Below are 25,945 nucleotides of genomic sequence, written 5' to 3'. Positions count from 1 at the left end.
ATTGGAGTAAAGGTGGGGTGGAACCCCACCCTACGTTGGGCTTTTATTCCATTGCTCTTTGGGATATTCCGTGCGGGACGCTGAAATACGGAAATGATCCCATGAAATTCACACTGTCTTGGCTGAAACGCCATTTGGAAACAGACGCCTCGGTTGAGGAGATTTGTTACGCGCTGACCGACCTCGGGCTTGAGGTTGAGGATGTGGTGAACCCGATGGACACGCTCGGGGATTTTACGGTTGCGTATGTGAAAGAGGCCGAGAAGCATCCTGATGCGGATAAGTTGCGGGTGTGTCAGGTGGAAACCGACGATGGCATGCAGCAGATCATTTGCGGGGCGCCCAATGCGCGGGCGGGCATTCATGTGGTGCTGTGTAAGCCGGGCATGTATGTGCCAGGCATTGATACGACCATTGGTGTTGGCAAGATTCGCGGTGTTGAGAGTTTCGGCATGATGGCGTCTGAGCGGGAGCTGGAGCTGTCTGACGAGCATGACGGAATTATCGAATTGTCGGGTGAGCCAGCGGTTGGATCGAAGTTTGTGGATTGGCTGGCGGCGAATGCGCCTGAAAAGATTGATCCGATGATCGAGATTGCGATTACGCCGAACCGCCCTGATGCGCTTGGCGTGCGGGGCATTGCGCGGGATTTGGCGGCGCGGGGGCTGGGCACGTTGTTGCCGTGTCCGACACCCACGATTGATGCCAAATTTGCGTCTGACATTGGGGTGCGCATTGATGCGGATGCGCTGGATGATTGCCCTGTGTTTTATGGGCGGCTGATCAAGGGTGTGAAAAACGGGCCGTCCCCTGCGTGGATGCAGGCGGCGCTGAAAGCGATTGGCTTGCGGCCGATTTCGATGCTGGTCGATGTGACGAACTATTTCACTTACGATCAAAACCGCCCGTTGCACGTGTTTGATGCGGATAAGGTGAACGGCAACCTGCGGGTGCATCGGGCCAAGGGTGGCGAAACGCTCGTGGCGCTGGATGACAAGGAATACACGCTGTCCGAAGGGATGCTGGCGATTTCGGATGACAATGCGGTCGAAAGCATTGCGGGTGTCATGGGTGGTTTGGAAACAGGCTGTACCGAGGACACGGTGAATGTGTTTGTGGAAAGTGCCTATTGGACGCCGATCCGCGTGGCGCAAACCGGACGGATGCTGAAGATCAATTCAGATGCGCGGTATCGGTTTGAGCGGGGTGTGGACCCTGCGTTCACGCCAGACGGGTTGGACCATGCCGTGGCGATGATCCAAGAGTATTGCGGTGGCGAAGCATCCGAAGTGGTGGTGGCAGGCGACGTGCCAGATGTGTCGCGCCAGTATAAGTTGGACACGGATCGGGTTCAGTCGTTGGTTGGCATGGACATTCCTGCGGCAACGCAAGTGGCCACGCTGGAAGCGTTGGGGTTTGTGGTAGACGGCGATCAAGCGACGCCGCCGACATGGCGTCCTGATGTGCTCGGCTCTGCCGATTTGGTGGAAGAAGTGGCGCGGATTGCATCGCTGACCAAGCTGGTTGGCGTGCCGATGAGCCGCCCTGAAGTGGGTGTGGCCAAGCCGATCCTGACCCCGATGCAAAAGCGCGAAGCGATGGCGCGGCGCACGGTTGCGGCCCTTGGGTATAATGAATGTGTGACCTATTCCTTTATTGATAAGGCCTCTGCTGAATTGTTTGGCGGTGGGTCTGATGCGGTGATGCTGGGCAATCCGATTTCCACGGACATGAGCCATATGCGGCCATCTTTGCTGCCAGGGTTGTTGGCCGCAGCGGCGCGCAATCAGGCGCGTGGCTTTGCGGATATGGCGTTGTTCGAGGTTGGCCCTGTGTTCCACGGTGGTGAGCCAGAAGAGCAAGAAGTTTTGGCCACGGGTTTGCTGGTTGGGCATACAGGTCCGCGTGATCCGCATGGGGCGCGGCGTGCTGTTGATACCTATGACGCAAAGGCGGATGCAGAGGCCGTTTTGTCGGCCATTGGTGCGCCAGAAAAGCTGATGGTGTTGCGCGGTGCGAACAATTGGTGGCATCCGGGCCGTTCTGGGAAGTTGTCTTTGGGGCCGAAAAATGTGCTGGCTGGGTTTGGGGAAATTCATCCCAAAGTTTTGAAAGCCATGGGCGTTAAAGGGCCCGCGGTTGCCTTTGCGGTGCATATTGCAAAGCCGCCGTTCCCGAAGAAATCCACATCCACGCGCCCTGCGTTGCAGATTTCAGAATTGCAGGCGGTGGATCGTGACTTTGCCTTTGTTGTGGACAACGAGGTTGAAGCATTGGCGTTGATCAATGCGGCCAAAGGTGCGGATAAGGCGCTGATTGCGGATGCGTCTGTGTTTGACCAATTCACAGGGGAAAAAGCCGAAGCGCAAATGGGTGAAGGTAAGAAATCTGTGGCGATCACGGTGCGATTGCAGCCCAAGGATGCGACGTTGACCGACAAGGATATCGAGGCGGTGAGCGCCAAGATTGTTGATAAGGTTAACAAAGCCACAGGGGGCACATTGCGCAGCTAAGTCTGCCACTTGCCGAAGAGTTTGGGCCTGCGCATTTGCGTGGGCCTTTTCTTTTGGCGGCGGGGGGTTAGGCTGTTTGCAAACGGGAGGATGCGATGGACTTTGATTATGTAATTGTTGGGGGGGGATCAGCGGGGTCCGTCATGGCCAATCGGTTGAGCGCGGATCCGTCTGTGCGCGTCTGTTTGTTAGAGGCTGGCGGCGGGGGCAAAGATTTTGTCATTCGCGCGCCTGCAATGGTGGCGGCAATGATTTCGGGGCGGCCGCCGATCAACAATTGGGCACTTAAAACTGTGCCGCAGAAAGAGCTGAACAATCGGCGCGGGTTTCAGCCGCGCGGCAAAGCATTGGGTGGGTCGAGCGCAATCAACGCGATGCTTTATGTTCGGGGACATCAGAAAGACTATGACGAATGGGCCGAATTAGGGTGCGATGGCTGGGCTTGGAAAGATGTGCTGCCGTACTTCAAAAAGGCTGAACGCAATGCGTGGGGCGCATCGGATTTGCATGGTGGGGATGGGCCGTTGCAGGTGGGCGATCAATCCGAACCGCGAGAGATTACATCGGCGTTTTATGATGCGGCTGAGGGGCTGCAAATTCGGCGCAACGAGGATTTCAATGGTGCCCGTCAAGAAGGTGTTGGCCCCTATCAGGTGACGCAGTTCTATGATGGAGCGCAAAAGGGAGAGCGGTGTTCGGCAGCGGCGGCTTATGTCTTTCCTGTTATGGATCGGCCCAATCTGACAGTTGTAACTAAGGCCGCTGCGCGACGTGTGGTGATGGAGGATGGTCGTGCGGTTGGTGTGGAATACGCAAAAGGCGGCCTTCACGTGGCCAAAGCACAGCGCGAGGTGATTTTATGTGGTGGGGCCTTTGGCTCGCCGCATTTGCTATTGTTGTCAGGGATTGGACCTGCGGATGAATTGCGTCAGCATGGGATTGAGGTGGTGCATGCGCTCGATGGGGTTGGGCAGAATCTGCAAGACCATTTAGATTACATCGTGAGTTATCATTCCAAGCGCAGCGATGTGGTGGGGTTGAATCCTGCGGGGCTTGGGCGGTTGATCAAGGCAGGAATGCAGTGGCGAAAGGATGGTACGGGGTTGTTTGCGACACCGTTTGCCGAAGGCGCTGGATTTTTACGCACGTCGCCCGAATTGGATCGACCTGATATCCAATTGCATTTCGTGCCTGCCATTGTGGATGATCATTTGCGCAAAATTCATTTCAAAGATGGGTATAGTTGCCATGTTTGTGTGCTGCGGCCCAAGAGCATGGGGCGGGTTGGATTGACGGATGCAAACCCGAAATCGGCGCCGATGATTGATCCGCAATATCTGTCTGATCCTGATGATCTGCGTGTTCTGATGGCTGGTGCGCGGATTGTGGAGCAGATCATGGAAAGTGCGCCGCTTGATCCTTGGCGGGGCAAGCGGTTGTATGATTACGGTGGCAGTGATGCAGGGTTAGAGGCGGATATACGGGCGCGATCTGACACGATTTATCACCCTGTTGGAACCTGCAAGATGGGCACGGATGACGGGGCCGTTGTGGATACGAAATGCCGTGTTCACGGGGTTGAGGGGCTGCGTGTGGTGGATGCGTCTGTCATGCCGCGTTTGATTGGTGGCAACACAAATGCGCCAACGATCATGATCGCAGAAAAGGTTGCAGATGGCATGGTCGCCCATGGCTGATGTTCAAACCGTTGTGGTGGGCGCGGGGGTGATCGGCATTGCCATTGCGCGAAAACTGGCGCGGTCGGGCCATGACGTGTTGATCCTTGAGGCAGAGGAGAAGATCGCGCAGCACACGTCTTCGCGTAATTCGCAGGTTGTTCATGCGGGCATCTATTACCCAGCGGGATCGTGGCGGGCAAAGCTGTGTGTGGCGGGTAAGACCATGCTGTATGAGTACTGCAAGGGTCGGCACGTGCCGTTTGAGATCACACAAAAGCTGATTGTTGCGGTGGAAGACGCTCATGTTGCGCGCTTACCGTTGCTGGTGGAAAAAGCCGCTGCAAATGGTGTGACGGATTTGGTGATGCTGAGCGCGGCGGATGCGATGGCGTTGGAGCCGAACCTGAAGTGCAAAGGGGCAATTCTGTCGCCAAGTACGGGGATAGTTGATGCGCCTGCTTTCATTTTGTCCCTGCTAGGAGAGGCGGAAGCGGCGGGTGCAATGTTGGCATTGGCATCCCCATTACAGGCTGCGCGGCCTGTTACAGGTGGGTTTGAATTGCAGGTTGGCGATGCGCAGCGCACGACACTGACCTGCAAAAACCTGATTAACGCGGCGGGATTGGGGGCGTGGGATGTTGCCAAGGGTGTGGACGGTTTGAACCCAAGACATGTGCCAAGGCCGTATTTTGCCAAAGGCAGTTGGTTTGGCATGGCGGGGCGTGCGCCGTTTCAGCATTTAATTTACCCCGTTCCAGATGATGAATCCTTGGGCGTGCATTACACGCGGGATTTGGGCGGTGGGTTTCGGTTTGGCCCTGATCTGGAATATTTAGGGGATTCCGAATTGGAATACTCTATTGATGCGGAAAAGGCGGATGCGTTTGAAAACAGTGTGCGCCGATGGTGGCCTGATATGCCCCAAGGAATGTTCCAGCCAGACAGTTGTGGTATTCGGCCCCGCATCATGTTGGACGGAAAAACACAATCTGATTTCATGTTTTCTGGCCCAAAGGACCACGGGATAGACGGGTTGTTGCAATTGTTTGGATTTGAAAGCCCTGGGCTGACATCATCCTTGGCGATTGCGGATGTTGTGGCGCAGCTTATGGGTGAAAATATGCGTTAGGTAGGCCCCAAAAGCCGAAATTTCCCCGAAAATTGCTTAATAATGGGATTGTGGGTCTCGTTAGGGGTTGTTTTTAAAGATGCTTCGCCCAATTACTTAACACGTGTAAAGAAACGCAAGAAAAGCATTTAGGGGGACACCATGCTTCAAGAATTCAGAGACTTTATCGCCAAAGGCAACGTCATGGACATGGCCGTTGGTATCATCATCGGCGCGGCGTTCACCGCGATTGTAAAATCCTTGGTCGATGACCTGATCAACCCGATCATTGGTTTGTTTATGGGCGGCACAGATTTCACCAACAGCTACATCGTATTGTCGGGCGAAGTTGCAGACGGCACATCGCTTGCGGATGCACGTGAAGCAGGCGTTGCGGCGTTTGCGTATGGTTCGTTCATCATGGCCGTGATCAACTTTTTGATCATCGCGTTTGTGGTGTTCATGTTGGTGAAGCGTGTGAACGCTATCAAAGAAGCATCCAAGAAAGACGAAGTTGTGGAAGAGGCAGCACCAGCTGGCCCAACAGACAACGAATTGCTGCAAGGTATCCTTGAAGCTGTGAAGAAGTAAGTCGTTTCATCGACGTTTAGAAAGGCCCGCTGAAATGAGCGGGCCTTTTGCGTTTAAACCGCACCATCGTATTCACCACGTGCGGGGTAGTTGTTGGCAATGGCAAAGTCGAGTGCGCCGACCAGTTCGGAAAAATGTGGACGCACGAACGGCATGGTTTGGGTGGAGCCGTAATAGAGCGTTTGTTCTGGCGTCACCATGAACAGGCCCGGTTCGGAAAACAGCGCGGGCTCTTCGATGCCGATGGATGTTTTGCCCCGTGATGTGGAAATATAGAGCCCCCATTCGCGGGCTTTTTCCAAACTCAGATCATACCCAAAGCGGAGGTTTTCTGCATTGATGCTTTCGGCCATTTGGCGAGTGCGGTCTTTGCCATCTGAGCTGATTGCGATGGTTTTCACGCCGCGTTCTGCAAATTCGCCAACGCGTTTTTCCAGCTCGGTCAGGTATTTTGCGCATAGGGGGCAATGCAGGCCGCGGTAAAAGCAGATGACTGTGCCCCGTTCAGACCCATCAGAGGATAGATCGAATTGGCCGTGATCGAGTGTAGGAAGGGTTAGATCGGGGGTTTTCTGGCGTGGCATCAACATGCGGGCGGCTCCTAAATTGGTTTCGTTGCCTATGGGTACGCTGATGCGAGGGTTGGCGGAATGATAAATTCCGCCAACCACGTGTTTGTGAAATGCGGTTACATTTTCAGCGCGAGTGAGGGGGAGACCACATCAATGCCGAGTGCTTTGCCAACTGCGTAATAGGTCAGTTTGCCAGCATGCGTGTTCAGACCGTTCAAAAGATGTTCGTCGTCTTCGCAGGCCTGTTTCCAGCCTTTGTCTGCCAACGCCATCATGAAAGGCATTGTCGCGTTGCCAAGGGCGATGGTGGATGTGCGGGCAACAGCGCCCGGCATGTTGGCCACGCAGTAATGCATGATGCCGTCCACTTCGTAGATTGGATCGTCATGAGTGGTTGCTTTGGATGTTTCAAAACAGCCGCCTTGGTCGATGGCCACATCCACAAGAGCCGCCCCTGGTTTCATGGTGGCAAGTTGAGCGCGGCTGACGAGTTTTGGTGCTTCGGCCCCCGGGATCAGAACCGCGCCGATGACCATGTCGGCCTCTGCGATGAGTTCTGCCGTATTGTTTTTGGAAGCGTAGGCGTTTTTGAATTGGCCGCCGAATACATCATCAAGGTACCGCAAACGTGGTGTGGACAGGTCAGTGATTGTAACGTCAGCCCCCATGCCAGCCGCGATACGCGCTGCGTGTGTGCCAACAACGCCGCCCCCTAGAACGACAACTTTGGCAGGGCCAACACCTGGAACGCCGCCCATCAAAACGCCGCGACCGCCGTTGGCTTTTTGCAGGGTCCAGCTGCCCACTTGTGGGGCAAGACGGCCAGCCACTTCGGACATTGGGGCCAGCAAGGGTAGGCCGCCATTGCGATCTGTTACGGTTTCATAGGCGATGGCAGTGACACCGCTGTCGAGCAGGTCTTTGGTTTGTTCAGGATCGGGTGCGAGGTGCAGATATGTGAACAGGATTTGACCTTCGCGCAGTTGTTTGCGTTCAACTGCTTGGGGTTCTTTGACTTTTACAACCATATCAGCGCGTTTGAAGATTTCAGCCGCTGTGCCAACGATTTCTGCGCCTACTGAGGCGTAATCTGCATCGGGGAAGCCAGCGCCCACACCTGCGTTGGTTTCAATAATCACACTGTGACCGCGTGAGATGGCCTCCATCGCGGCGGACGGGGTCATGCCCACGCGATATTCCTGATTTTTGATTTCTTTGGGGCACCCGATCAGCATGATTTGTATCCTTAGCTGGTTTTCAACATGCCCAATTAATAGGCAATGTTTGCGGCAATGGATTTCAATTTCTTGTTACAGACTGGCAATTTTTCGAATATCCTTCGAAGAAAGAGAATTTCAATCGAAGGTTTCGCAAGCAAAATGAAATTGGACGAAATAGATCGACGAATCCTGAACGCGTTACAGAAAAGCGGACGTATGTCGAATGCAGAGCTGGCGGAGAAGATCAACCTGTCTGCATCGGCCTGCCATCGGCGGGTGCAGCGGTTGGAAGCGGATGGGATTATTCGCGATTATGTGGCGTTGCTCGATCCGCGTATGGTGGATCGGCGGACCACAGTTTTTGTGGAAATATCGCTGAGCGGTCAGGCGGATGAAACGCTGGCGCTGTTTGAAAAAGAAGTGGCGCGGATTCCTGATGTTTTGGAATGCCATTTGATGGCGGGTACAGCGGATTATTTGCTGAAGGTTGTGGCGGCAGATACGGATGATTTTGCCCGCATCCACAGACGGTATTTGGCGCGATTGCCAGGGGTGGCGAAGCTGCAATCAAGTTTTGCGCTTCGCACGGTTTTCAAAACCACGGCGCTGCCGCTGTAGCGTGATCTGCTAGCTGATTTGGGTTAAATATTGCAACAGATAGAGCGTGCAGAACCCGCCGAGGATTGCGGCGATAGCCGATTTGCGCCACAGGCCCAGCCCCAATGCGGCGCAAGCGGCGGCGAGGCGCACGGGATCGGTTTGGCCGCCCGTTGCGGTTGGCCATAGCACAAACGGTGCGATCAATCCGGGTAGAATGGCAACAGCGGTGTAGCGCAGGTGGCGTTGTGCCCATTCTGGCAGGTCGCGATCCCCAAGCAGGCCCAGAAACGACCAGCGGATAAAGAATGTGCCAATGGCAAGGGCGACGATGATGATCCAGATTTGCGTGTGGTTGAGGATCATGAGTTACGATCCTGAAGCCATTTTTCGGCAAATGCACCTGACATCATGGCGGCAATGGCCGCAATGATAAGGCCAAGCGAAAAGGGAACCCAGCTAAGCAAGAGCGCGCCAATGACGGATACGGCTGCGGCTAGTACGTGGGGCAGTGTGCGTAATGCTGGGGCGATGATGGCCAAGAAGCAAATGGGCAGGGCAAAATCGAGCGCGAATGCGTCGGGTATTTTTGTGCCAAAGGCCGCGCCAAGATATGTAAACAGCACCCAAAACGGCATGATCGCCAAAGATGCACCACAAAAATAGGCGCTGCGCATGGCCACTGTCCATGTGGGTTCTTGGGGGAAGCGGACGCTGGCCAAGCCAAAGGATTGATCGACGTTGAAATAGGCCAGCAGCAGTTTCATCCCTTTGGGCGCCTTGCCAAGGTAGGGAACCATCGCGGCGGAATACATCGCCATGCGCAGGTTTACGGCCAATGCGGTGAGGATGATGATGAATGTTGGTGCGTTTTCTTCGAGCAGCAGAAGAGCGGTAAATTGTGCGGCCCCTGCAATAACCAAAACTGTCATGGTCATGGTTTCGATTAGGGTCAGCCCCAGATCGGTTGACGCCACGCCAAACAGCATGCCAAACGGGCCCGCCACCAGAATAAACGGCATGCAGTCGCGATAGCCTGCCCAAAAGGCGGATTTGGATGTGGTTTGTTGCTGGGTCATAATGATACTATGACCCCGAATACGTGAGAACCCACAAAGGGGCAATTGGAACATGTCCGATCCATCGTCAAAATTTGTGATTGCCCCAAGCACGGGCGGTGATGGGTTAACCCGCAGTGTGCGTGGTACCGATCACACGGGTGCGCCCCAAGACATCAATGTGGTGGAAGAACGCCCGTTGACGATTTTCCTGAATGGTCAGGAGATCGTCACGGCGATGACCATTGGGGATTATCCTGAATACCTCGCGCTGGGATTTTTGCGCAATCAGGGCATGCTGGCGGACGGTGAATCCGTGTTGGGTGTGGATTTCGACGAAGAACTGGAAACGGTTGTTGTGCGCACGGATGGGGCCACGGTTTTCGAAGAAAAGCTGAAGAAGAAAACCCGCACCAGTGGCTGTGCGGTGGGGACAGTTTTTGGGGATATGATGGAGGGGCTCGACCAAGTGGTTTTGCCCCAGACACAGGTGAAAACCAGTTGGCTGTATTCCTTGGCTGCAAAGATTAACCAAACGCCGAGCCTGTATCTGGCCGCAGGGGCAATCCATGGGACTGTGCTGTGCCAAAAAGATCGGCCGCTTGTGTATATGGAAGACGTGGGGCGGCACAACGCAGTGGATAAAATTGCAGGGTGGATGCTGTCTGAAAACGTGCAGGCGGGTGACAAAATTATGTACACCACGGGGCGGCTGACATCCGAGATGGTTATCAAATGTGCGCTGATGGGTATCCCTGTTTTGGCGTCGCGATCTGGTTTTACCGCTTGGGGCGTTGAGATTGCACAGCAGGTTGGGCTGACGTTGATTGGACGGATGCGTGGCAAGCGGTTTATGTGTTTGGCAGGTGCGGATCGGTTGGTGTGGGACGCGGATTTGGCGGCCGTGGCAGATGACAAGGGCAAGCGGAGATCGGCGGATGGTTGATGCAATTGGTGTGATCCTTGCGGGTGGTTTGTCATCGCGCATGGGGGGCGGTGATAAGGGGCTTTTGACCCTTGGTGGGGTGTCGTTGCTAGGGCGTGTGAAAGTACGGCTGGGTAAGCAAATTTCACCCGTGATTCTGAATGCCAATGGAGATCCTTCGCGGTTTGAAGGGCTGGGTGTGCCAGTGGTGAATGATACGATAGCGGGATTTGCGGGGCCGCTGGCCGGTGTTTTGGCAGGGATGGATTATGCCGCCAGTCAAGGGGCCACGCATATTGTAACGGTGGCCGCAGATACGCCGTTTTTCCCCGTTGATTTTGTGGCGCGGTTGGATGCGACAGGCGCGGATTTGGCCATGGCTGTGACCCCTGATCCTGAACGCGGGCAAGCGCGGCATCCGACCTTTGGCAAATGGCCCGTGGCTTTGCGCGATGATTTGCGTGGGGCACTGAATGACGGGGTGCGCAAGGTTGTGCAATGGACCAAACCGCATGGCTGCGTGAATGTGGAATTTGATGCAGAGCCGTTTGATCCGTTCTTTAACGTCAACACACCAGACGATATGGCACGGGCAGAACAGATGATTGCGGAGTTTGAGCTGTGAAGGTTTTTGGCATCACGGGGTGGAAGAACACGGGCAAAACGGGGCTGGTGGAACGCTTGGTCAGCGAAATCGTGGCGCGTGGTTTTACGGTGTCCACGGTGAAACACGCGCACCATTCGTTTGATGTGGATCACGAAGGGCGCGACAGTTACCGCCACCGCGAAGCAGGGGCGCGTGAGGTGTTGTTGTCGTCTGGCAATCGCTGGGCTTTGATGCACGAATTGCGTGGCGCGCCTGAAGTTCCCTTGGCCGATCTTTTGACCAAGCTGACCCCTGTGGATTTGGTGCTGGTCGAGGGGTTCAAGGCTGAAGGGCACAGTAAAATTGAATGCCATCGCGCGGCGACAGGCAAGGATATTTTGGCCAAAACTGACGCCAGCATTGTTGCGCTGGCCAGTGATACGCAGGTGGATTTGGCACAGCCTGTTTTTGATTTAAACGACACCGCTGCCATTGCGGATTTTGTGTTGGAACAGGTTGGTTTGGGATGAAACCACCGCCCCTGAAAGACGATTGTTTTGCTATGCCACCCGGTGTGGATTGGACCCCTGTTGACCGTGCGTTAGACATGTTGCGATCTGGTTTGCACTGTGTGACCAAGGCAGAGGACATCGCCACAGGGGATGCGGGTGGGCGCATTTTGGCCGAGGATGTAAAGGCGGCACGATCCAATCCGCCCTATGCCAATTCGGCGGTGGATGGGTATGGGTTTGCTTTTGATGATCTGCCGTCAGGTGACGTGTGCGAACTGCCATTGACGGCGGGCCGTTCTGCGGCGGGCGGGGCGTTTGAAGGGATTGTTCCCGCGGGGACGGCGTTGCGAATTCTGACAGGTGCGCGTGTGCCCAGCGGTGTTGATACCGTGGTGTTGGAAGAAGATTGCAGCATTGCCGACGGTAGAATTGCGTTTCGTTCGGGGCTGAAGCGGGGGGCGAACACCCGTGCAGCTGGTGAAGATGTGGTTGCGGATGCACCCATTTTCAAAGCGGGGCATGTTTTGCGGTCTCAGGATTTGGCGCTGTTGGCGGCAACGGGTGTTTCGCAAGTTTCTGTGCGGCACCGTTTGCGCGTTGGTGTGGTGTCCACGGGGGACGAGGTTGTAAGCGTTGGGGAGCCTGCGACGGATTCGCAGATTTTTGATGCGAACCGCCCGATGCTGTTGGATGCAATTGCGCAGTGGGGATTTGAGGCGGTTGATCTGGGCCATGTGGCCGATGATCCCGCCCGTGTGGAAGCGGCGCTGTCACAAGGGGCAGCGCAGGCGGATGCGATCTTAACAAGTGGTGGCGCATCGGCAGGGGATGAAGATCATGTTTCGGCGGTGCTGTCTGCCAAAGGGGACGTGCAGACGTGGCGTATTGCGGTGAAACCCGGTCGCCCGTTGGCGCTAGCCTTGTGGGACGGTGTGCCGGTGTTTGGGTTGCCTGGTAATCCTGTGGCGGCGCTGGTTTGCACTTTGGTTTTTGCACGGCCTGCATTGTGCTTGTTGGCAGGGGCCGCTTGGCAAGAGCCTGCGGGTTTTGACGTGCCAGCAGCGTTTGCAAAGAACAAAAAGGCAGGGCGGCGGGAATATCTGCGGGCCCGTGTCCGCAATGGCGCGGCGGAAGTGTTTAAATCCGAAGGGTCGGGGCGCATTTCGGGGCTAAGCTGGGCCGAAGGGTTGGTTGAATTGGGTGACGACGCGCAGGTTGTGGCCGAAGGAGACCCTGTGCGGTTTTATCCGTTTGGGTCGTTTGGTCTGTAGCGCCTAGTCGAAGGATCCTGCCACACGGCCAAGCAGCATAAAGGCGCGGGCGGTGCGGGTTTGGGACATTTCCAAAAGCTCGGAATCTTCGGCGGTGGGTTCAAATTCGATCAGGATTTGATCGAATTTGCGTAAGAAATGATGGGTCGCGTCGCGAAAGACGGGATCGTTTTTCAACCGTGTTTTTGCCAGGGTCAGTGCGGAGCGATCGCGAATGCCGCCAAGGGCGGAAACGGTGAGACCTCGTTGCCCAGCCGCAAAACGCCGCCATACGGTGGGCAGCGGTTTGTCTGGGTTGAGGTCGTCCATATAAATGCCGTCTTGGGACAAAAGGGTCAGCACGTCTTGGGAAGCTTGAAGCAGTTTGCCAAGCTCGCGTTCTTCAAATGCGCGGCGCAACACGCGAAAGCCTTCTTTGTCTTCGGCGTTTTCTGGGAAATTCAGTGCCTTGATAAATTCGGCCACGGTGATTGGCATCCGCTCTGGCCCTGTGGGGGTTTGCAGCGGCAGCTTTGTTTGGCTGAGGTCTTCAGGCTCTGGTGTTTTTTCGGCGAGCGCGGCGGCATCGGTGCGAATTGGACCAGACTCCGTGGGTGCGGTTTGCTGTTCTGCAAGCGCGTTCAGGCGGCTGTCGGTTTGTTGGGTCAGGGCCGTGATTTCAGCCAACTGTTCTTTGAGGGAGCCATCGTCCATGGCGGGTTTTTCGGCCAAAACCGTTTTGATTTGATCCATGGAGGCGCGCAGCACATTGGTTTCGGCCTGCATGATACGCACAGAGTTTGACACATAGGCCACGGTCCAAATCACGATCACAGGGAAAAACATCGCCATGAAAGTGATCATCAAAGTGAGCAGGCTGGCGGTTGCTTCGACGAGCGCGTTGGGCACGCCAAAGATATACAAACAACATGCCAAAAGCCAAAACAGCGTCAACGCCAAGGCGATGCGCGTTTCCGCGCCAGAGTTGTTTGGCTTAGCAGGGCCGAGGCTTTGATTTTGGTCAGACATCGTGATTGGCCTTTGTGACCCAGTTGATTTGAAAGATTACTGCGTTCCGAAGACCGCGTTAGATAAACTTCACACTCACAACTTCGTAATTTTTTGTACCGCCTGGCGTGCGCACCTCGACACTGTCACCTTCTTCTTTGCCGATCAAGGCGCGGGCGATGGGTGATTTGATGTTCAGCTGATTTTTGGTGATGTCCGCTTCGGTTTCACCAACGATCTGATAGGTTTTCTCTTCTTCGGTGTCTTCGTCAAAGAGTTCAACGGTTGCACCAAATTTGATTGACCCTGATAGTTTGGTTACGTCGATCACATCGGCGAGGCTGATCACCCCTTCGAGTTCTTTGATGCGACCCTCAATGTGGCTTTGTTGTTCGCGCGCCGCATGGTATTCCGCGTTTTCCGACAGATCGCCGTGTTCGCGTGCTTCTGCAATCGCTTTGATCACGGCGGGGCGATCAACGGTTTTCAGTTGTTTAAGCTCTGTTTCAGCGGCCTTGAAGCCAGCGGGCGTGATTGGAATCTTATCCATATTTAACTGTCCTGTCGCCTGTATCAGAGCGAGACAATAAAAGTGGTTTGCCCCAACCGCAAGGGCCGTTTGTAGTTGGATTTCGGGGGATTGGTATGCCCAAATGGCATGTTCCGTTGTTTGTAACGCAATAATTGGTCGTGCGACGCCAAGTTATCCTTTATTTATTGCTCTATTACGGCGATGACACTAGAAGAACGCAGATAGTTTTGCACCCAATGAGCGGTGTTGTTTGGGAGAATGAGAAATGTCCGAGATTGAACGCGAGTCGATGCCATATGACGTGGTGATTGTTGGGGCAGGGCCATCGGGCTTGTCTGCGGCGATCCGTGTGAAACAACTGGACCCTGATCTGGATGTTGTGGTTCTGGAAAAAGGGTCTGAAGTTGGGGCGCATATCCTGTCTGGTGCGGTGCTGGACCCGTGCGGCTTGGACGCGTTGATCCCGGACTGGAAAGAAAAAGGCGCGCCGTTGAACGTGCCTGTGAAAGAAGACAACTTTTACGTTCTGGGCGAAGCGGGCCAACTGCGCCTGCCAAACATGATGATGCCACCGTTGATGAACAATCACGGCAATTACATTGTGTCCATGGGCAACGTATGCCGTTGGATGGCCGAACAAGCCGAAGAGATGGGTGTTGAGATTTTCCCAGGCATGGCATGTTCTGAATTGGTGTACGGCGAAAACGGCGAAGTCAAAGGCGTGGTTGCGGGTGAGTTTGGCATTGAGCCAGACGGAACCAAAGGCGCGAATTACGAGCCGGGCATGGAGTTGCATGGCAAATACGTGATGATTTCCGAAGGTGTTCGCGGATCGCTGGCGAAACAGTTGATCGCGAAATACGAATTGGACAAGGACAGCGATGTTGCCAAATTCGGCCTTGGCATGAAAGAAATCTGGGAAGTGAAGCCAGAGAACCACAATGAAGGCGAAGTGACCCACACGATGGGCTGGCCGCTTGGGTTCAAAAACGGCGGTGGGTCATTCATGTACCACCTAGATAATAACCAAGTGTATGTTGGGTACATCATCGACCTGAACTACAAGAATCCACATCTGTTCCCGTATATGGAATTCCAAAAGTGGAAGCATCACCCACGGATTGCGAAGGTTCTGGAAGGCGGTAAACGGGTTGCCTATGGCGCACGCGCCGTGACCAAAGGTGGTTTCCAATCCATGCCAAAAGCTGTGTTCCCAGGTGGTGCGCTGCTGGGGTGTTCCGTTGGTTTGGTGAACCTGCCGCGGATTAAGGGCAACCACAACGCGATGCTGTCTGGTAAGGCCGCTGCGGAACACGCGGTTGAAGCGATCAAAGCGGGCCGCGAAGGGGATGAGTTGACAGGATACGATGCAGAGTTGCGTTCGGGTCCAGTTGGCAAAGACCTGAAGACGGTTCGCAATGTTGCGCCGCTGAACGGCAAGTTTGGTCCGCTGGGTGGGTTGTCCATCGGTGGGTTTGATATGTGGTTCCAGTCGATTTTCAAATTCAGCCTGCTGGGCACAGTGAAGCATGGCAAATCTGATGCGGCCTCCACTGGTAAAGCAGCGGATTACCCGACGATTGATTATCCAAAGCCAGATGGGGTTTTGTCATTTGATCGTCTGACCAACGTTTCGTTTTCGGCCACAAACCATGCCGAAGATCAGCCAAGCCATTTGCAGTTGAAGGATGCGAGCATTCCGATTGGGGTGAACTTGCCAGAATACGCAGAGCCTGCGCAACGGTATTGCCCTGCGGGCGTGTACGAAGTGCTGCGGGATGATGATGGGTCCAATCCACGGTTCCAAATCAACGCGCAAAACTGTGTGCATTGCAAAACCTGCGATATCAAAGATCCAAGCCAGAACATCAATTGGGCCACCCCGCAAGGTGGCGAAGGACCGAATTACCCCAATATGTAAGGCGGACCTTTTGGAAATGTTAAACCCCAGCCACTGCGCTGGGGTTTTTCTTTGCGAGCCTGCGAAGTTGTGATCGAAAAAGCGGCTGAGTTCATTGTCAATCAATGGGACTGGGGCTAGGTTTTAGCCAAACAGAAAAAAGATCGGATACCACGTGGCAGGTTTGACCAAAAAGATCGCAATGGTTTTGGGATGTGTTGCAGCATTTGGAGTGGCGACACCGACCCTTTCCCAAGGGCTCGCGGGTGCGTATTTGGCGGGGAACCAAGCCAATCGCGACAATAATTATGATCAAGCGGCGAAGTTTTATGCGCAAGCTTTGGCCCGTGATCCAAACAATCCGTATCTGCTCCAAAACGCGCTGATTTCGTTTGTCGGCAAAGGTGATGTGGACCGCGCTGTGGTCATTGCAACCAAGGTGGCGTCTGGGCAGTTTGGTGGCCAGCTGGCCGATCTGGTTCTTACGGCGGATGCGATTAAAAGAGGCGATTACGCGGAGGCGCAGGCCATTTTGAAAGATGGTGAAGATCGTTTCACACCGTTGTTGCATGGGCTTTTGTCAGGTTGGGTTGCGCTTGGTGATGGGAAAATGACCGCGGCGATTAACGCGTTTGATGACATGCAGAACCCCACTGTGTTGCGCCTGTTCGGGCAATATCACAAAGCGTTGGCCGTGGCGTCCGTTGGGGATTTTGATACGGCGGATCGTATTCTTGTGGGGGATGAAAACGGCAACTTGCGCTTGAATCGTGGCAGCCTGATTGCCCATGCACAAATCATGTCGCAACTGGATCGCAAACAGGAAGCGCTGGATTTGTTGAACGGTGCATTGCGCGGAACATCAGATCAAGGTGTGGCAACGCTGCGTGATGCAATCGCGGATCAAGGGGTGGTGGATTACACCTATATCACCAACGCGAAACAAGGCGCGGCGGAGGTGTTTTTGACGCTGGCCAATGTTTATGATCGCGACCAGCAACAGGGCGATGTGCGCTATGCGCTGATCTATGCCCGTTTGGCGGAATATCTGCGTCCAAAGTATGCCGAGGCAGTTTTGTTGACTGCGGAAATTTTGCAGGATCAAAAGCAGTTTGATTTGGCCACTAAATCTTATGCGTCTGTGCCCCAAGATGATCCGATGTTTTTGAATGCGGAATTGGGGCGGTCCGATGCGTTGGTTGAAGCGGAAAAACCAGATGCTGCGATTGAAGTTTTACGCGGACTGACACGATCGCACGGAGATGTGCCTCGGGTTCATATGTCGCTAGGCGATGTGCTGCGCGGGCAGGAGCGGTATTCCGAAGCGACGGCTGCTTATGACGTTGCAGTGGACATGATCCCTGATCCAGCACCAAATCATTGGTTCCTATTTTATGCCCGTGGCATCACCCATGAGCGGGATGGCAATTGGGAGGCGGCAGAGGCCGATTTCCGCCGCGCGTTGGAATTGAATCCTGATCAGCCGTTGGTGCTGAACTATCTTGGGTATTCTTTGGTTGAGTTTGGGCTGAAGCTGGACGAAGCCCAAGCCATGATCGAGTCCGCCGTGGCCGCACGACCAAATGATGGATTTATCACCGATAGTCTGGGTTGGGTTTTGTATCGTCTTGGCAAATTCGAAGAGGCCGTTGCGCCGATGGAACGGGCAGTGCAATTGGTATCGAATGACCCGATTATCAACGATCATCTGGGTGATGTGTACTGGATGGTGGGCCGCAAACGCGAAGCAGAGTTTCAGTGGCAGCGTGCGTTGTCCTTTAAGCCAGAGGAAAAAGACGCGGATCGCATTCGGCGCAAGTTGGATGTTGGGTTGGATGCCGTGTTGGAAGACGAAGCCAAAAACGAAACCACGTTGAGCAATGACAATTAAAGAAATTGCACGGGCAAAGATCAATCTTTGCCTGCACGTGGTTGGTCAACGGGCGGATGGGTATCATCTGCTCGACAGTGTTGTTGGCTTTGCTGAATTCGGTGATGTGCTGACCTTTGAACCTGCGGAACAAACCACGCTGACCATTGGTGGGCCGTTTGGCGATGGGCTGTCAGGGGAAGCTGATAATCTGATCCTAAAGGCTGCGCGCTGTTTTTCTGGTGGAAAGGGTGCGGCGATCCATTTGGAGAAAAACCTGCCCATTGCTTCGGGAATTGGCGGGGGATCGGCGGACGCGGCTGCGGCACTGCGCGGGTTGGCGCGGTTGTGGAATGAACCGTTGCCCGCGGTGGCGATGCAGCTGGCGTTAGGGGCGGATGTGCCCGTGTGTATGGACCATCAAACCGTTCGGATGCGCGGGATTGGCGAGGATATTTCGCCCATCACGGACGTGACGGCCAAGGCGATGGTTTTGGTGAATCCGAATGTGTCCGTATCGACGCCGACTATTTTTAAGGCATTGCAAAGTAAGGAAAATCCGCCGCTAGATCCACAAGGGATGGATGCTTGGGCGTGGATTTCCAATCAACGTAATGATTTGCAGCCGCCTGCGATTGCGGTCGCGCCTGTGATTGCCCGTGTCTTGGCAGCCCTTGAAGAAACACAGGCGACCCTGACGCGTATGTCTGGGTCAGGTGCCACCTGTTTTGGGGTTTATGAAGCCGAGGCTGCCGCGAACGATGCGGCACAACAGATTGCTGCGCAGTATCCAGATTGGTGGGTTCAGACCACGCGGCTGACCACGTAATCTGACAGTTCCATCAACAGGTTTCGCAGATCGCTTTCGGGTAAAGACGACAGGGCTGTGCGGGCCTTGGCCGCCCAAGCGAGCGCATCTTGGCGTGTTGATTCCAGCGTATCGTGTTTGGCCATGAGGGACATAGCGTGATCCAAGTCGCCATCGCGCTGATCGCCCTTTTCGATGGTGCGGACCCAAAACGCGCGTTCAGTTTCATCGGCTTTGGCAATGGCTTTGATCACGGGTAGCGTCAGTTTGCGCTCGCGAAAATCATCGCCGGTGTTTTTGCCAAGGCTGGCCGCAGCCCCGCCGTAATCGAGCAGGTCATCGACAATCTGAAAGCTGATGCCAAGCGCATCGCCGTAATCATAGAGTGCTTTGGTTACATCATCAGATGCGCCTGCAATCACGCCGCCCACTTCTGTCGCGGCAGAAAACAGCGCGGCGGTTTTGCCACGGACCACTTGCAGATACACGTCTTCGGTGGTGGCCAGATCGCTGGCGGCTGTGAGTTGCAGCACTTCGCCTTCGGCAATGGTGGCGGATGCGTTTGCGAGAATATCCAAAACCCGCAAAGACCCCGTTTCCACCATCAATTGGAACGAGCGTGAAAACAGATAATCCCCCACCAGAACCGATGATTTATTGTCCCACAACAGGTTCGCCGTTGGACGGCCACGGCGGCGTTCGCTTTCGTCTACCACATCATCATGCAGCAGGGTTGCGGTGTGAATAAATTCAACTGTCGCGGCTAAATGCACGTGATACGGCCCATCATAGCCACACAGACGGGCCGCAGCCAATGTCAGCATCGGGCGCAAACGTTTGCCGCCTGCATCAACCAGATGCGCGGTGACTTCGGGGATGCGGGGGGCGTGTTTGGATGCCATGCGCTGCGTGATTTGCGCGTTCACAGCGGCCATGTCATCAGCCAAGAGGGCCGCGAGTTGTTCGTGCGGTTTGAGGGGGCTCACTTCGTTCACCTTATTTTCATTCCCTTTGGCTCGACATGCGCACCTGTTGGCCGTATGGCAGTGGCATGAAAGAATTACTGCGCACAAATGACCCGACTATCGTCGCATTTACTCATGCTTTACTTCGTGCTGAGGATATAGAGTGCTTTGATCTGGACGTCCATATGAGCATATTAGAAGGCTCAATCGGTGTGATGCCAAGACGCGTTATGGTCGCGGATGAACATTATTTCATGGCGCGCGCCATCCTCAAGGACAATGAGGTCGATCTGCCGGAGCCAAGATGAGCTTGAGCCCAGACGACACCACTTTGGATGGGTTTTTGGGCGGGCAATTGCGCATTCGCCAACCCAAAGACGGATATCGCGCTGCAACGGACCCTGTGTTTTTGGCAGCAGCAACCGACGCAAAAGCGGGTGATACCTTGTTGGAATTGGGCTGTGGCGTTGGGGTGGCCAGCCTGTGTTTGGCCAAGCGTGTGCCAGGGGTGGCCATCACAGGGATCGAAGTGCAGGCGGAGTATGCGGCACTGGCACGGGACAATGCCGTTTCGAACGGTTTGGATTTTACCGTAATTGATGGGGATATCGGCCAGATGCCCGATGCGCTGCGCAGCCAGAGTTTTGATCATGTCATCGCAAACCCACCGTTTTTTGACAAAGGGGCGGGCAGTGCGCCGCACAATTCTGGCAAGGCAACGGCGCATGTTTTTGAAACGGATTTGTCTGATTGGGTTGATGCGGGGTTAAGGCGTTTAAAGCACAATGGCACATTTACGATGATACAATTGGCGGTGCAGTTGCCCGAAATTCTGATCGCGCTGTCTGGGCGTGCTGGCAACATTGAAGTTTTGCCATTGGCCGCGCGATCTGGGCGCGCTGCCAAGCGGGTTTTGGTGCGGGCGCAAAAAGGATCGCGTGCGCCGTTTAAATTGCTCGCTCCGTTTCTGGTTCATAGCGGAGCGCAGCACGTGCAAGGCACATCAGATTATTCAAAACCTGCTGCTGCCATCCTGCAAGATGGAGCAGAGCTGCGCTGGGAAAACAGGTGAACGGGCGATTTCGCTGCTTTGTAATAATATTTTACCTTGGTTAATTTTGTGATTTTGGGGCCCTTTTCGGGGCAAACCTAAACTGTAAATTATTGTTGAATTCGGCACAGATCGCGGGAATTTTTGGGGCTATGCGGAAGGGCTAATTCGAATTGTGATCGGGTCAATTCACAAAATTTTTCCCAAAGATTGCGTGACAGGCTGCAATTCTTGTGCTGCTATGAGGGGGCTTATCTAAATAGGAGGTGCCACATGAGCATGAGTTCCCATATTTCCGAACTCCAAAAGAAGCACGCAGAACTCTCTGAGAAAGTCGAAATGATTCAGCGGCGACCCGCTTCCGATGACCTTGAGGTTGCGATGTTGAAGAAAGAAAAGCTCCGCCTAAAAGAAGAAATTTCGCGGCTGACGAATTAGCCGCTGTAACGAAAAGGGCCGCTCGAATGAGCGGCCCTAAATGTTTTCAGAAACGGTGGCTTATGTGATGTACTGGCCGCCGTTTGCTGTGATTGTCGAGCCAGTGATGAAGCCTGCTTCGTCAGATGCGAGGAATGCCACACAGCGTGCGATTTCTTCTGGTTCGCCCAAACGACCCACCGGAATTGTGGAAATAATGCTGTCGCGTACCTTTTCAGGGACGGCCATAACCATGTCTGTTGCGATGTAGCCTGGGCAGATCACGTTCACTGTGATGCCAGCGCGCGCGCCTTCTTGGGCCAATGCTTTGGTAAAGCCGATGTCGCCTGCTTTGGCGGCGGAGTAGTTGGCTTGGGCAAACTGGCCCTTTTGACCGTTGATGGAAGAGATCGTGATAACGCGACCAAATTTACGTTCGCGCATGCCGTTCCATAGCGGGTGGGTCATGTTGAATACACCAGACAGGTTTGTATCCATCACTTCGGACCATTGTTCGCGGGTCATTTTGTGGAACGGGGCGTCGCGGGTGATGCCTGCGTTGTTTACCAAAACTTCTACCGGGCCGAGGTCTGCTTCGACTTTGGCGATGCCTTCTACGCAGCTGTCGTAATCTGCAACGTTCCATTTGTAGGTTTTGATGCCAGTTTCTTCGGTGAATTTCGCTGCGGCTTCGTCATTGCCAGCATAGGATGCCGCCACGTCGTAGCCTTCTGATTTCAGTTTCATTGCGATGGCCGCGCCGATGCCGCGGGACCCGCCTGTTACGAGGGCAACTCTTGCCATGATTAGTCTCCTGTTGGTGTGGTTTTATTGGGGGTGGCCCCACCTGCATGGTGGGGTTGAAATTGGTGAGGGTTATGGACGCTCAAGGCACATGGCAACGCCCATGCCGCCGCCGATGCACAATGTGGCGAGGCCTTTTTTCGCACCGCGACGCTGCATTTCGAACAACAATGTGTTGAGGATACGCGCGCCAGATGCGCCGATTGGGTGGCCGATCGCGATTGCGCCGCCGTTTACGTTTACGATGGCAGGGTCCCAACCCATGTCTTTGTTCACGGCGCAGGCCTGTGCGGCAAAGGCTTCGTTTGCTTCGACCAGATCAAGGTCGCCAACGGACCAGCCTGCTTTGTCGAGTGCTTTGCGGGAGGCATAGATCGGACCAACGCCCATGATGGATGGGTCAAGGCCAGCGGTCGCGTAAGAGGCGATGCGGGCCAGTGGTTCGATGCCGCGCTTTTCTGCTTCTTCTGCGGACATCAGCAATGCGGCGGCCGCGCCGTCGTTCAGACCAGATGCGTTGGCTGCGGTGACTGAGCCTTCGCGATCAAATGCGGGGCGCAGTTTTTGCATGGCGTCCATGGTTGCGCCGTGGCGGATGTATTCATCACTGTCCATAATGATGTCGCCTTTGCGGGTTTTCACGGTGAACGGTGTGATCTCATCGGCAAATTTGCCTGCTTTTTGTGCGGCTTCTGCCTTGTTTTGGGAGCCAACTGCAAATTCATCCTGCATATCACGAGAGATTTGCCATTTTGCGGCTACGTTTTCGGCGGTTGTGCCCATGTGATAGTTGTTAAACGCGTCCCAGAGGCCGTCTTTGATCATGGAATCGACAAACTTTGCATCGCCCATTTTTTGACCTGGGCGCATGTTTACAACATGCGGGGAGAGGGACATGCTTTCTTGGCCACCTGCCACAACGATGCCAGCATCACCCAATTGGATATGCTGCGCACCGAGGGCAACGGCGCGAAGGCCAGAGCCGCACACTTGGTTAATGCCCCATGCGGCGGCTTCTTGGGGAAGGCCAGCGTTGATGTGTGCTTGACGCGCAGGGTTTTGACCCTGACCCCCTGTCAGAACCTGACCGAGAATTGTTTCGGAAACATCTACGGCATCGACACCAGCGCGATCCAAGACGGCCTTGATCGTGGTGGCCCCGAGATCGTGTGCGGGGGTATTAGCAAAGCTGCCGAGAAAAGAGCCAACTGCGGTACGAGCGGCGGATGCGATAACAACATTGGTCATGGTCTAGTCCTTCGAAAGAAGGCGCGCGATGCTGAATCTTAACCCAGAACAATCAGCAACGGCACGCGGTTTAATCTGATGGGTTATCGGACGTATTAACCATGCTGCACCGCAGCGCAAGGGTATTCTGTCGCGATCAACCACCGCGCTTATTGAATATTACGTTTTTTGCAAAATTTTTATAATATTATGACGAAATTGGTATCATTTGCGACTTATATGTACCCTTCCAGTGAAGTTTCTTCTTCTTTCCAAACGGGAACGGTTTCTGGCCTGCCAAAGAGATACCCTTGCAAACAGTCGATTCCTGCTTCTTGTAAGAAGGTGAGTTCTTCTTTCTTTTCCACACATTCTGCCACGGTGAACATGTCAAATTGCTGTGCAATGGAAATGAGCGCGGTGGCGAGCACCTGATTGTCTGGGTCTTTGTCGATGTTGCGAATGAATTGGCCGTCGATTTTGACAATGTCGAATTGAAAATCGCGAAAGAATCGAAATGCGGTGTAACCCGCGCCAAAATCATCCAAAGCAAATGAAATGCCGCGTCGGTGCAGATCGGCCATAAAGACGTTTACGATGTCGGGCATCAACATGGCCGAGCTTTCGGTGATTTCGAGGATCAGACGTTCGGCAATGGTTGAATCCAAAGCCAGCCCGTGATTGAGCGTGTCCATCCAACGGGGATACCCAATTGATCGCGCAGACATGTTGATGGCCAAACGTAAACTGGGTTCTTCGGCAAGGGCCACAAGACCCAATTCAAGAGCCAAACAATCCAGCACGCGGCCCAGTTCCATGGTTTCAACGGTTTCGATGAAGTCTTTGGCAGGGATAACCTGACGCCGATCGTCCATCACACGGATCAATCCTTCGTAATAGGCGGGGCGTGTTGGATTTTTGCTGTGAACAATCGGTTGATAGGCCAGCAGGATGTTTTTGCGGTCAATGGCGGAAGACACCATTTCGATAATGCTGCGCCGTTGCGCGTTTTCGTCGGTATGCGATGGAATAGGAGTTGGTTCGTTCAAGTCTGGCCCGTCCAAATGTATCACGTTGAATTCCTTTTCGAATCGTGTGCTGGTTGATTTAATCTTCTGGGGAAACTCACTAATGCAAGGTTAAGGTTCCCATTTTGTTCCAATTCGTGTTAACCTTTTATAAAATTAACAACGTACTGAAAGTAATGGGAAAATATGGATACATCGCGGTGTGACTGGTGTGGCTCTTTACCAATTTATGTAAATTATCACGATCAAGAGTGGGGCGTTCCGGAATATGATAGCCGCGCTTTGTGGGAAAAATTGGTGCTGGATGGCTTTCAGGCGGGGCTCAGCTGGCTCACGATTCTAAAGAAACGTGACGCATTTCGTGCGGCGTTTGCTGGGTTTGATCCAGAAAAGGTTGCCGCCTTTGATGAGAGCGATGTGCAGCGTCTGTTGGGGGATGCGGGAATCATTCGCCATCGGGGCAAAATTGAAGCCGCGATTACAGGGGCGCAAGCGTGGTTGGCGATGGAAGAGGGTGAAGGGTTTGACGCCTTTATGTGGAAGTATGTGGGCGGCACGCCACTCGTCAATCGGTTTGAAACGCAGGCTGATGTGCCCCCATCTTCGGACTTGTCAGCGCGTATTTCGAAAGACTTGAAAAAGGCAGGGTTCAAGTTTTGTGGACCAACCATTGTATATGCGTGGATGGAAGCAACGGGGTTGATCAACGATCACCTTGTGACCTGTCATCGGCATGAAGAGGTTAAAAAACTGGCGCGATAGGGCGCGGTGATATTTGTTGCCAGAAACCATTTGACAAAACCGAGTAAAATAGTCAGGTTAAAGGTGTAGCCACTCTAAACCATTAGGGCAGCCGTCAATCCATGATGGAGCCCCCGATGGAATCTGTGAAAGTTTATGAACTCCCGAAATTGCAAAGCACCCTGCGGGTTCCGTATCTGGAATTGGTGGAACATGTGATCGTATCCCCTGTTCCGTTGGGTCTGAGTTTTGAGTGGCTGTTTGACTATTTTGACTATGGCAAAAAGGACTGATCCAATGACGTATCAAACGGCGCAACAAGTGTTTGAAGGTTCGCAATCTGTAGACGGGCAGGGTCCTGTTTACCTTGCAAAGCATCTGACAGATGACGGCAACTTGGCCCAGATTGCGCACAATGGGCAAATCTATACGTTGCGAATTACGCGCAATGGCAAGCTGATCCTGACAAAGTGATGCAAGAGCCTATGCCCCGTGGTGGAGCGCCTGTTGGATTTTTGCGCGAGTTGCCAGAAACCGAAGCGGCGGCGGTTTGTTTTCTGCGATTGTGGTGCGAAAGCGACGACACGCAGCGCCAAGCGGTTCGTGATTTGAATGATCTTCTGGGGGCCGCGCATGGGTCCGTGGCTGTCGAAAGCCTGCGACAGATATGTGATCTGTTTCGTAAGTTTGCGCGGCGTCCTGTGATGCGCCATCATTCTGGTTGTTCTTGTTTGGGGGCGGATGAAGCGTGTTTCGCCAATCTAATCGCCGAGGCCGCAATAGGGAATCGCGAAGATGCAATGCTGTTTTCGATGCTTTTGGTGCGCGCCGATTTCGCCCCTGTTTTGGCGGGTCTGGCGGAGCAATTTGGCGTGGCCTTGTCCCTGTTGAACAAGCAAACAGCGCCCCCTTTGACGGCTGTTAGACCGCAAGGCGCGACGGTTCATTAAACCACGAGAGGCTCTTGGCAGAAGGCATCCGCC

General features: G+C 54.2%; 29 protein-coding genes. 19 read left to right on the top strand and 10 right to left on the bottom strand.

All coding sequences use genetic code 11. The features are described 5' to 3' along the window. The first annotated feature begins 101 nt into the window (after nucleotides 1-101). The 4 genes from pheT (at nucleotide 102) to mscL (ending at nucleotide 5,891) form a co-directional block, all read left to right on the top strand. Nucleotides 102-2,513, top strand: a complete 2,412-nt coding sequence (gene pheT / locus QBD29_RS16385) for a phenylalanine--tRNA ligase subunit beta (protein WP_280099154.1) — start codon at nucleotides 102-104, stop codon at nucleotides 2,511-2,513. Between the two features lie 95 nt (nucleotides 2,514-2,608). Further along, a complete protein-coding gene (locus QBD29_RS16380) occupies nucleotides 2,609-4,210 on the top strand; it encodes a GMC family oxidoreductase N-terminal domain-containing protein (protein WP_280099153.1) in 1,602 nt (533 codons plus the stop codon). Then, entirely contained in the window at nucleotides 4,203-5,321 is a 1,119-nt protein-coding gene (locus tag QBD29_RS16375) for an NAD(P)/FAD-dependent oxidoreductase (protein ID WP_280099152.1), read from the top strand. Before QBD29_RS16380 ends, QBD29_RS16375 begins: the two co-directional genes overlap by 8 nt. Before the next feature lie 141 nt (nucleotides 5,322-5,462). Continuing rightward, on the top strand, nucleotides 5,463-5,891 hold the full coding sequence (gene mscL / locus QBD29_RS16370) for a large conductance mechanosensitive channel protein MscL (RefSeq protein ID WP_280099151.1): 429 nt from the start codon (nucleotides 5,463-5,465) through the stop codon (nucleotides 5,889-5,891). Between the two features lie 53 nt (nucleotides 5,892-5,944). On the opposite strand, the gene QBD29_RS16365 is transcribed toward mscL, so the two are convergent. Further along, nucleotides 5,945-6,481 (bottom strand): peroxiredoxin-like family protein, encoded by a 537-nt coding sequence (locus QBD29_RS16365; RefSeq protein WP_280099150.1) that lies wholly within the window; start codon nucleotides 6,479-6,481, stop codon nucleotides 5,945-5,947. A 98-nt stretch (nucleotides 6,482-6,579) separates the two neighbouring features. Continuing rightward, entirely contained in the window at nucleotides 6,580-7,698 is a 1,119-nt protein-coding gene (gene ald / locus QBD29_RS16360; protein WP_280099149.1) for an alanine dehydrogenase, read from the bottom strand. 144 nt (nucleotides 7,699-7,842) lie between these two features. Between ald and QBD29_RS16355 the strand changes: the two genes are divergently transcribed. After that, nucleotides 7,843-8,301, top strand: coding sequence for an Lrp/AsnC family transcriptional regulator (locus QBD29_RS16355; RefSeq protein ID WP_280099148.1), 459 nt, complete (start codon nucleotides 7,843-7,845; stop codon nucleotides 8,299-8,301). Between the two features lie 9 nt (nucleotides 8,302-8,310). Here the strand turns inward: QBD29_RS16355 and QBD29_RS16350 are convergent, their stop codons facing one another. Beyond that, nucleotides 8,311-8,646, bottom strand: coding sequence for an AzlD domain-containing protein (locus QBD29_RS16350; RefSeq protein WP_280099147.1), 336 nt, complete (start codon nucleotides 8,644-8,646; stop codon nucleotides 8,311-8,313). Beyond that, a complete protein-coding gene (locus QBD29_RS16345; protein ID WP_280099146.1) occupies nucleotides 8,643-9,359 on the bottom strand; it encodes an AzlC family ABC transporter permease in 717 nt (238 codons plus the stop codon). The genes QBD29_RS16350 and QBD29_RS16345 overlap by 4 nt, the downstream gene beginning before the upstream one ends. A 52-nt stretch (nucleotides 9,360-9,411) precedes the next feature. On the opposite strand from QBD29_RS16345, the gene fdhD reads away from it, so the two are divergent. The 4 genes from fdhD to glp are packed head-to-tail and all read left to right on the top strand — an operon-like array spanning nucleotide 9,412 to nucleotide 12,632. Then, nucleotides 9,412-10,284: a formate dehydrogenase accessory sulfurtransferase FdhD gene (gene fdhD, locus QBD29_RS16340; protein ID WP_280099145.1), complete on the top strand. Its 873-nt coding sequence runs from the start codon at nucleotides 9,412-9,414 to the stop codon at nucleotides 10,282-10,284. After that, nucleotides 10,277-10,888, top strand: a complete 612-nt coding sequence (gene mobA, locus QBD29_RS16335; protein ID WP_280099144.1) for a molybdenum cofactor guanylyltransferase MobA — start codon at nucleotides 10,277-10,279, stop codon at nucleotides 10,886-10,888. The genes fdhD and mobA overlap by 8 nt, the downstream gene beginning before the upstream one ends. After that, complete coding sequence (gene mobB, locus QBD29_RS16330; RefSeq protein ID WP_280099143.1) at nucleotides 10,885-11,379, top strand: molybdopterin-guanine dinucleotide biosynthesis protein B; 495 nt, start codon at nucleotides 10,885-10,887, stop codon at nucleotides 11,377-11,379. The genes mobA and mobB overlap by 4 nt, the downstream gene beginning before the upstream one ends. Then, nucleotides 11,376-12,632: a gephyrin-like molybdotransferase Glp gene (glp, locus tag QBD29_RS16325; protein WP_280099142.1), complete on the top strand. Its 1,257-nt coding sequence runs from the start codon at nucleotides 11,376-11,378 to the stop codon at nucleotides 12,630-12,632. Before mobB ends, glp begins: the two co-directional genes overlap by 4 nt. Before the next feature lie 3 nt (nucleotides 12,633-12,635). On the opposite strand, the gene QBD29_RS16320 is transcribed toward glp, so the two are convergent. Together QBD29_RS16320 and greA are read right to left on the bottom strand one after the other, a co-directional pair. After that, nucleotides 12,636-13,640: a hypothetical protein gene (locus tag QBD29_RS16320; protein WP_280099141.1), complete on the bottom strand. Its 1,005-nt coding sequence runs from the start codon at nucleotides 13,638-13,640 to the stop codon at nucleotides 12,636-12,638. Nucleotides 13,641-13,698: 58 nt separating this feature from the next. Continuing rightward, nucleotides 13,699-14,169, bottom strand: coding sequence for a transcription elongation factor GreA (gene greA, locus QBD29_RS16315; protein WP_280099140.1), 471 nt, complete (start codon nucleotides 14,167-14,169; stop codon nucleotides 13,699-13,701). Between the two features lie 247 nt (nucleotides 14,170-14,416). On the opposite strand from greA, the gene QBD29_RS16310 reads away from it, so the two are divergent. From QBD29_RS16310 to QBD29_RS16300, 3 genes are all read left to right on the top strand, one after another. Then, the gene (locus QBD29_RS16310) at nucleotides 14,417-16,072 is read left to right on the top strand and encodes an electron transfer flavoprotein-ubiquinone oxidoreductase (protein ID WP_280099139.1); all 1,656 of its coding nucleotides are present in this window, start codon (nucleotides 14,417-14,419) and stop codon (nucleotides 16,070-16,072) included. Nucleotides 16,073-16,226: 154 nt separating this feature from the next. After that, entirely contained in the window at nucleotides 16,227-17,942 is a 1,716-nt protein-coding gene (locus tag QBD29_RS16305; protein ID WP_280099138.1) for a tetratricopeptide repeat protein, read from the top strand. Continuing rightward, the gene (locus tag QBD29_RS16300) at nucleotides 17,932-18,750 is read left to right on the top strand and encodes a 4-(cytidine 5'-diphospho)-2-C-methyl-D-erythritol kinase (protein ID WP_280099137.1); all 819 of its coding nucleotides are present in this window, start codon (nucleotides 17,932-17,934) and stop codon (nucleotides 18,748-18,750) included. Before QBD29_RS16305 ends, QBD29_RS16300 begins: the two co-directional genes overlap by 11 nt. Here the strand turns inward: QBD29_RS16300 and QBD29_RS16295 are convergent. Further along, nucleotides 18,726-19,664, bottom strand: a complete 939-nt coding sequence (locus QBD29_RS16295) for a polyprenyl synthetase family protein (RefSeq protein ID WP_280100990.1) — start codon at nucleotides 19,662-19,664, stop codon at nucleotides 18,726-18,728. The two genes, QBD29_RS16300 and QBD29_RS16295, sit on opposite strands and share 25 nt — an antisense overlap. A 116-nt stretch (nucleotides 19,665-19,780) precedes the next feature. On the opposite strand from QBD29_RS16295, the gene QBD29_RS16290 reads away from it, so the two are divergent. The 3 genes from QBD29_RS16290 to QBD29_RS16280 all read left to right on the top strand — a co-directional run bounded on the left by QBD29_RS16290 (nucleotide 19,781) and on the right by QBD29_RS16280 (nucleotide 21,183). Continuing rightward, the gene (locus tag QBD29_RS16290; RefSeq protein ID WP_280099136.1) at nucleotides 19,781-20,002 is read left to right on the top strand and encodes a DUF2007 domain-containing protein; all 222 of its coding nucleotides are present in this window, start codon (nucleotides 19,781-19,783) and stop codon (nucleotides 20,000-20,002) included. After that, on the top strand, nucleotides 19,999-20,766 hold the full coding sequence (locus QBD29_RS16285; RefSeq protein WP_280099135.1) for a methyltransferase: 768 nt from the start codon (nucleotides 19,999-20,001) through the stop codon (nucleotides 20,764-20,766). Before QBD29_RS16290 ends, QBD29_RS16285 begins: the two co-directional genes overlap by 4 nt. Nucleotides 20,767-21,018: 252 nt before the next feature. Continuing rightward, entirely contained in the window at nucleotides 21,019-21,183 is a 165-nt protein-coding gene (locus tag QBD29_RS16280; protein WP_280099134.1) for a YdcH family protein, read from the top strand. Between the two features lie 60 nt (nucleotides 21,184-21,243). Here the strand turns inward: QBD29_RS16280 and QBD29_RS16275 are convergent, their stop codons facing one another. The 3 genes from QBD29_RS16275 to QBD29_RS16265 form a co-directional block, all read right to left on the bottom strand. Continuing rightward, entirely contained in the window at nucleotides 21,244-21,966 is a 723-nt protein-coding gene (locus tag QBD29_RS16275) for a beta-ketoacyl-ACP reductase (protein ID WP_280099133.1), read from the bottom strand. 72 nt (nucleotides 21,967-22,038) lie between these two features. Continuing rightward, nucleotides 22,039-23,214, bottom strand: a complete 1,176-nt coding sequence (locus QBD29_RS16270) for an acetyl-CoA C-acetyltransferase (RefSeq protein WP_280099132.1) — start codon at nucleotides 23,212-23,214, stop codon at nucleotides 22,039-22,041. A 215-nt stretch (nucleotides 23,215-23,429) separates the two neighbouring features. Continuing rightward, nucleotides 23,430-24,176, bottom strand: a complete 747-nt coding sequence (locus tag QBD29_RS16265; RefSeq protein WP_280100989.1) for an EAL domain-containing protein — start codon at nucleotides 24,174-24,176, stop codon at nucleotides 23,430-23,432. Nucleotides 24,177-24,407: 231 nt separating this feature from the next. Here QBD29_RS16265 and QBD29_RS16260 point away from each other — a divergent pair, with 231 nt between their 5' ends. From QBD29_RS16260 to QBD29_RS16245, 4 genes are all read left to right on the top strand, one after another. Beyond that, nucleotides 24,408-24,983: a DNA-3-methyladenine glycosylase I gene (locus QBD29_RS16260; protein WP_280099131.1), complete on the top strand. Its 576-nt coding sequence runs from the start codon at nucleotides 24,408-24,410 to the stop codon at nucleotides 24,981-24,983. Between the two features lie 116 nt (nucleotides 24,984-25,099). Further along, nucleotides 25,100-25,255 carry a hypothetical protein gene (locus QBD29_RS16255; protein ID WP_280099130.1) on the top strand — a complete coding sequence of 52 codons (156 nt, stop codon included), beginning with the start codon at nucleotides 25,100-25,102 and terminating at the stop codon, nucleotides 25,253-25,255. A gap of 4 nt (nucleotides 25,256-25,259) precedes the next feature. Beyond that, nucleotides 25,260-25,436, top strand: coding sequence for a hemin uptake protein HemP (locus QBD29_RS16250; RefSeq protein ID WP_280099129.1), 177 nt, complete (start codon nucleotides 25,260-25,262; stop codon nucleotides 25,434-25,436). A gap of 11 nt (nucleotides 25,437-25,447) precedes the next feature. Beyond that, a complete protein-coding gene (locus QBD29_RS16245) occupies nucleotides 25,448-25,912 on the top strand; it encodes a hypothetical protein (RefSeq protein WP_280099128.1) in 465 nt (154 codons plus the stop codon). The last annotated feature ends 33 nt before the right edge of the window (nucleotides 25,913-25,945 follow it).

Source organism: Amylibacter sp. IMCC11727 (assembly GCF_029854195.1).
Lineage (GTDB): Bacteria > Pseudomonadota > Alphaproteobacteria > Rhodobacterales > Rhodobacteraceae > Amylibacter.
The sequence above is the reverse complement of the archived record's forward strand: the minus strand, read 5'-3'. Positions and strand labels throughout refer to the sequence as shown.

What these genes read in the sequence shown, in the direction of transcription:
- pheT (WP_280099154.1), top strand. Translation starts at nt 102, where the DNA reads ATGAAATTCACACTGTCTTGGCTGAAACGCCATTTGGAAACAGACGCC.
- QBD29_RS16380 (WP_280099153.1), top strand. Translation starts at nt 2,609, where the DNA reads ATGGACTTTGATTATGTAATTGTTGGGGGGGGATCAGCGGGGTCCGTC.
- QBD29_RS16375 (WP_280099152.1), top strand. Translation starts at nt 4,203, where the DNA reads ATGGCTGATGTTCAAACCGTTGTGGTGGGCGCGGGGGTGATCGGCATT.
- mscL (WP_280099151.1), top strand. Translation starts at nt 5,463, where the DNA reads ATGCTTCAAGAATTCAGAGACTTTATCGCCAAAGGCAACGTCATGGAC.
- QBD29_RS16365 (WP_280099150.1), bottom strand. Translation starts at nt 6,481, where the DNA reads ATGTTGATGCCACGCCAGAAAACCCCCGATCTAACCCTTCCTACACTC.
- ald (WP_280099149.1), bottom strand. Translation starts at nt 7,698, where the DNA reads ATGCTGATCGGGTGCCCCAAAGAAATCAAAAATCAGGAATATCGCGTG.
- QBD29_RS16355 (WP_280099148.1), top strand. Translation starts at nt 7,843, where the DNA reads ATGAAATTGGACGAAATAGATCGACGAATCCTGAACGCGTTACAGAAA.
- QBD29_RS16350 (WP_280099147.1), bottom strand. Translation starts at nt 8,646, where the DNA reads ATGATCCTCAACCACACGCAAATCTGGATCATCATCGTCGCCCTTGCC.
- QBD29_RS16345 (WP_280099146.1), bottom strand. Translation starts at nt 9,359, where the DNA reads ATGACCCAGCAACAAACCACATCCAAATCCGCCTTTTGGGCAGGCTAT.
- fdhD (WP_280099145.1), top strand. Translation starts at nt 9,412, where the DNA reads ATGTCCGATCCATCGTCAAAATTTGTGATTGCCCCAAGCACGGGCGGT.
- mobA (WP_280099144.1), top strand. Translation starts at nt 10,277, where the DNA reads ATGGTTGATGCAATTGGTGTGATCCTTGCGGGTGGTTTGTCATCGCGC.
- glp (WP_280099142.1), top strand. Translation starts at nt 11,376, where the DNA reads ATGAAACCACCGCCCCTGAAAGACGATTGTTTTGCTATGCCACCCGGT.
- QBD29_RS16320 (WP_280099141.1), bottom strand. Translation starts at nt 13,640, where the DNA reads ATGTCTGACCAAAATCAAAGCCTCGGCCCTGCTAAGCCAAACAACTCT.
- greA (WP_280099140.1), bottom strand. Translation starts at nt 14,169, where the DNA reads ATGGATAAGATTCCAATCACGCCCGCTGGCTTCAAGGCCGCTGAAACA.
- QBD29_RS16310 (WP_280099139.1), top strand. Translation starts at nt 14,417, where the DNA reads ATGTCCGAGATTGAACGCGAGTCGATGCCATATGACGTGGTGATTGTT.
- QBD29_RS16300 (WP_280099137.1), top strand. Translation starts at nt 17,932, where the DNA reads ATGACAATTAAAGAAATTGCACGGGCAAAGATCAATCTTTGCCTGCAC.
- QBD29_RS16295 (WP_280100990.1), bottom strand. Translation starts at nt 19,664, where the DNA reads ATGGCCGCTGTGAACGCGCAAATCACGCAGCGCATGGCATCCAAACAC.
- QBD29_RS16290 (WP_280099136.1), top strand. Translation starts at nt 19,781, where the DNA reads ATGAAAGAATTACTGCGCACAAATGACCCGACTATCGTCGCATTTACT.
- QBD29_RS16285 (WP_280099135.1), top strand. Translation starts at nt 19,999, where the DNA reads ATGAGCTTGAGCCCAGACGACACCACTTTGGATGGGTTTTTGGGCGGG.
- QBD29_RS16280 (WP_280099134.1), top strand. Translation starts at nt 21,019, where the DNA reads ATGAGCATGAGTTCCCATATTTCCGAACTCCAAAAGAAGCACGCAGAA.
- QBD29_RS16275 (WP_280099133.1), bottom strand. Translation starts at nt 21,966, where the DNA reads ATGGCAAGAGTTGCCCTCGTAACAGGCGGGTCCCGCGGCATCGGCGCG.
- QBD29_RS16270 (WP_280099132.1), bottom strand. Translation starts at nt 23,214, where the DNA reads ATGACCAATGTTGTTATCGCATCCGCCGCTCGTACCGCAGTTGGCTCT.
- QBD29_RS16265 (WP_280100989.1), bottom strand. Translation starts at nt 24,176, where the DNA reads ATGGTGTCTTCCGCCATTGACCGCAAAAACATCCTGCTGGCCTATCAA.
- QBD29_RS16260 (WP_280099131.1), top strand. Translation starts at nt 24,408, where the DNA reads ATGGATACATCGCGGTGTGACTGGTGTGGCTCTTTACCAATTTATGTA.
- QBD29_RS16255 (WP_280099130.1), top strand. Translation starts at nt 25,100, where the DNA reads ATGGAATCTGTGAAAGTTTATGAACTCCCGAAATTGCAAAGCACCCTG.
- QBD29_RS16250 (WP_280099129.1), top strand. Translation starts at nt 25,260, where the DNA reads ATGACGTATCAAACGGCGCAACAAGTGTTTGAAGGTTCGCAATCTGTA.
- QBD29_RS16245 (WP_280099128.1), top strand. Translation starts at nt 25,448, where the DNA reads ATGCCCCGTGGTGGAGCGCCTGTTGGATTTTTGCGCGAGTTGCCAGAA.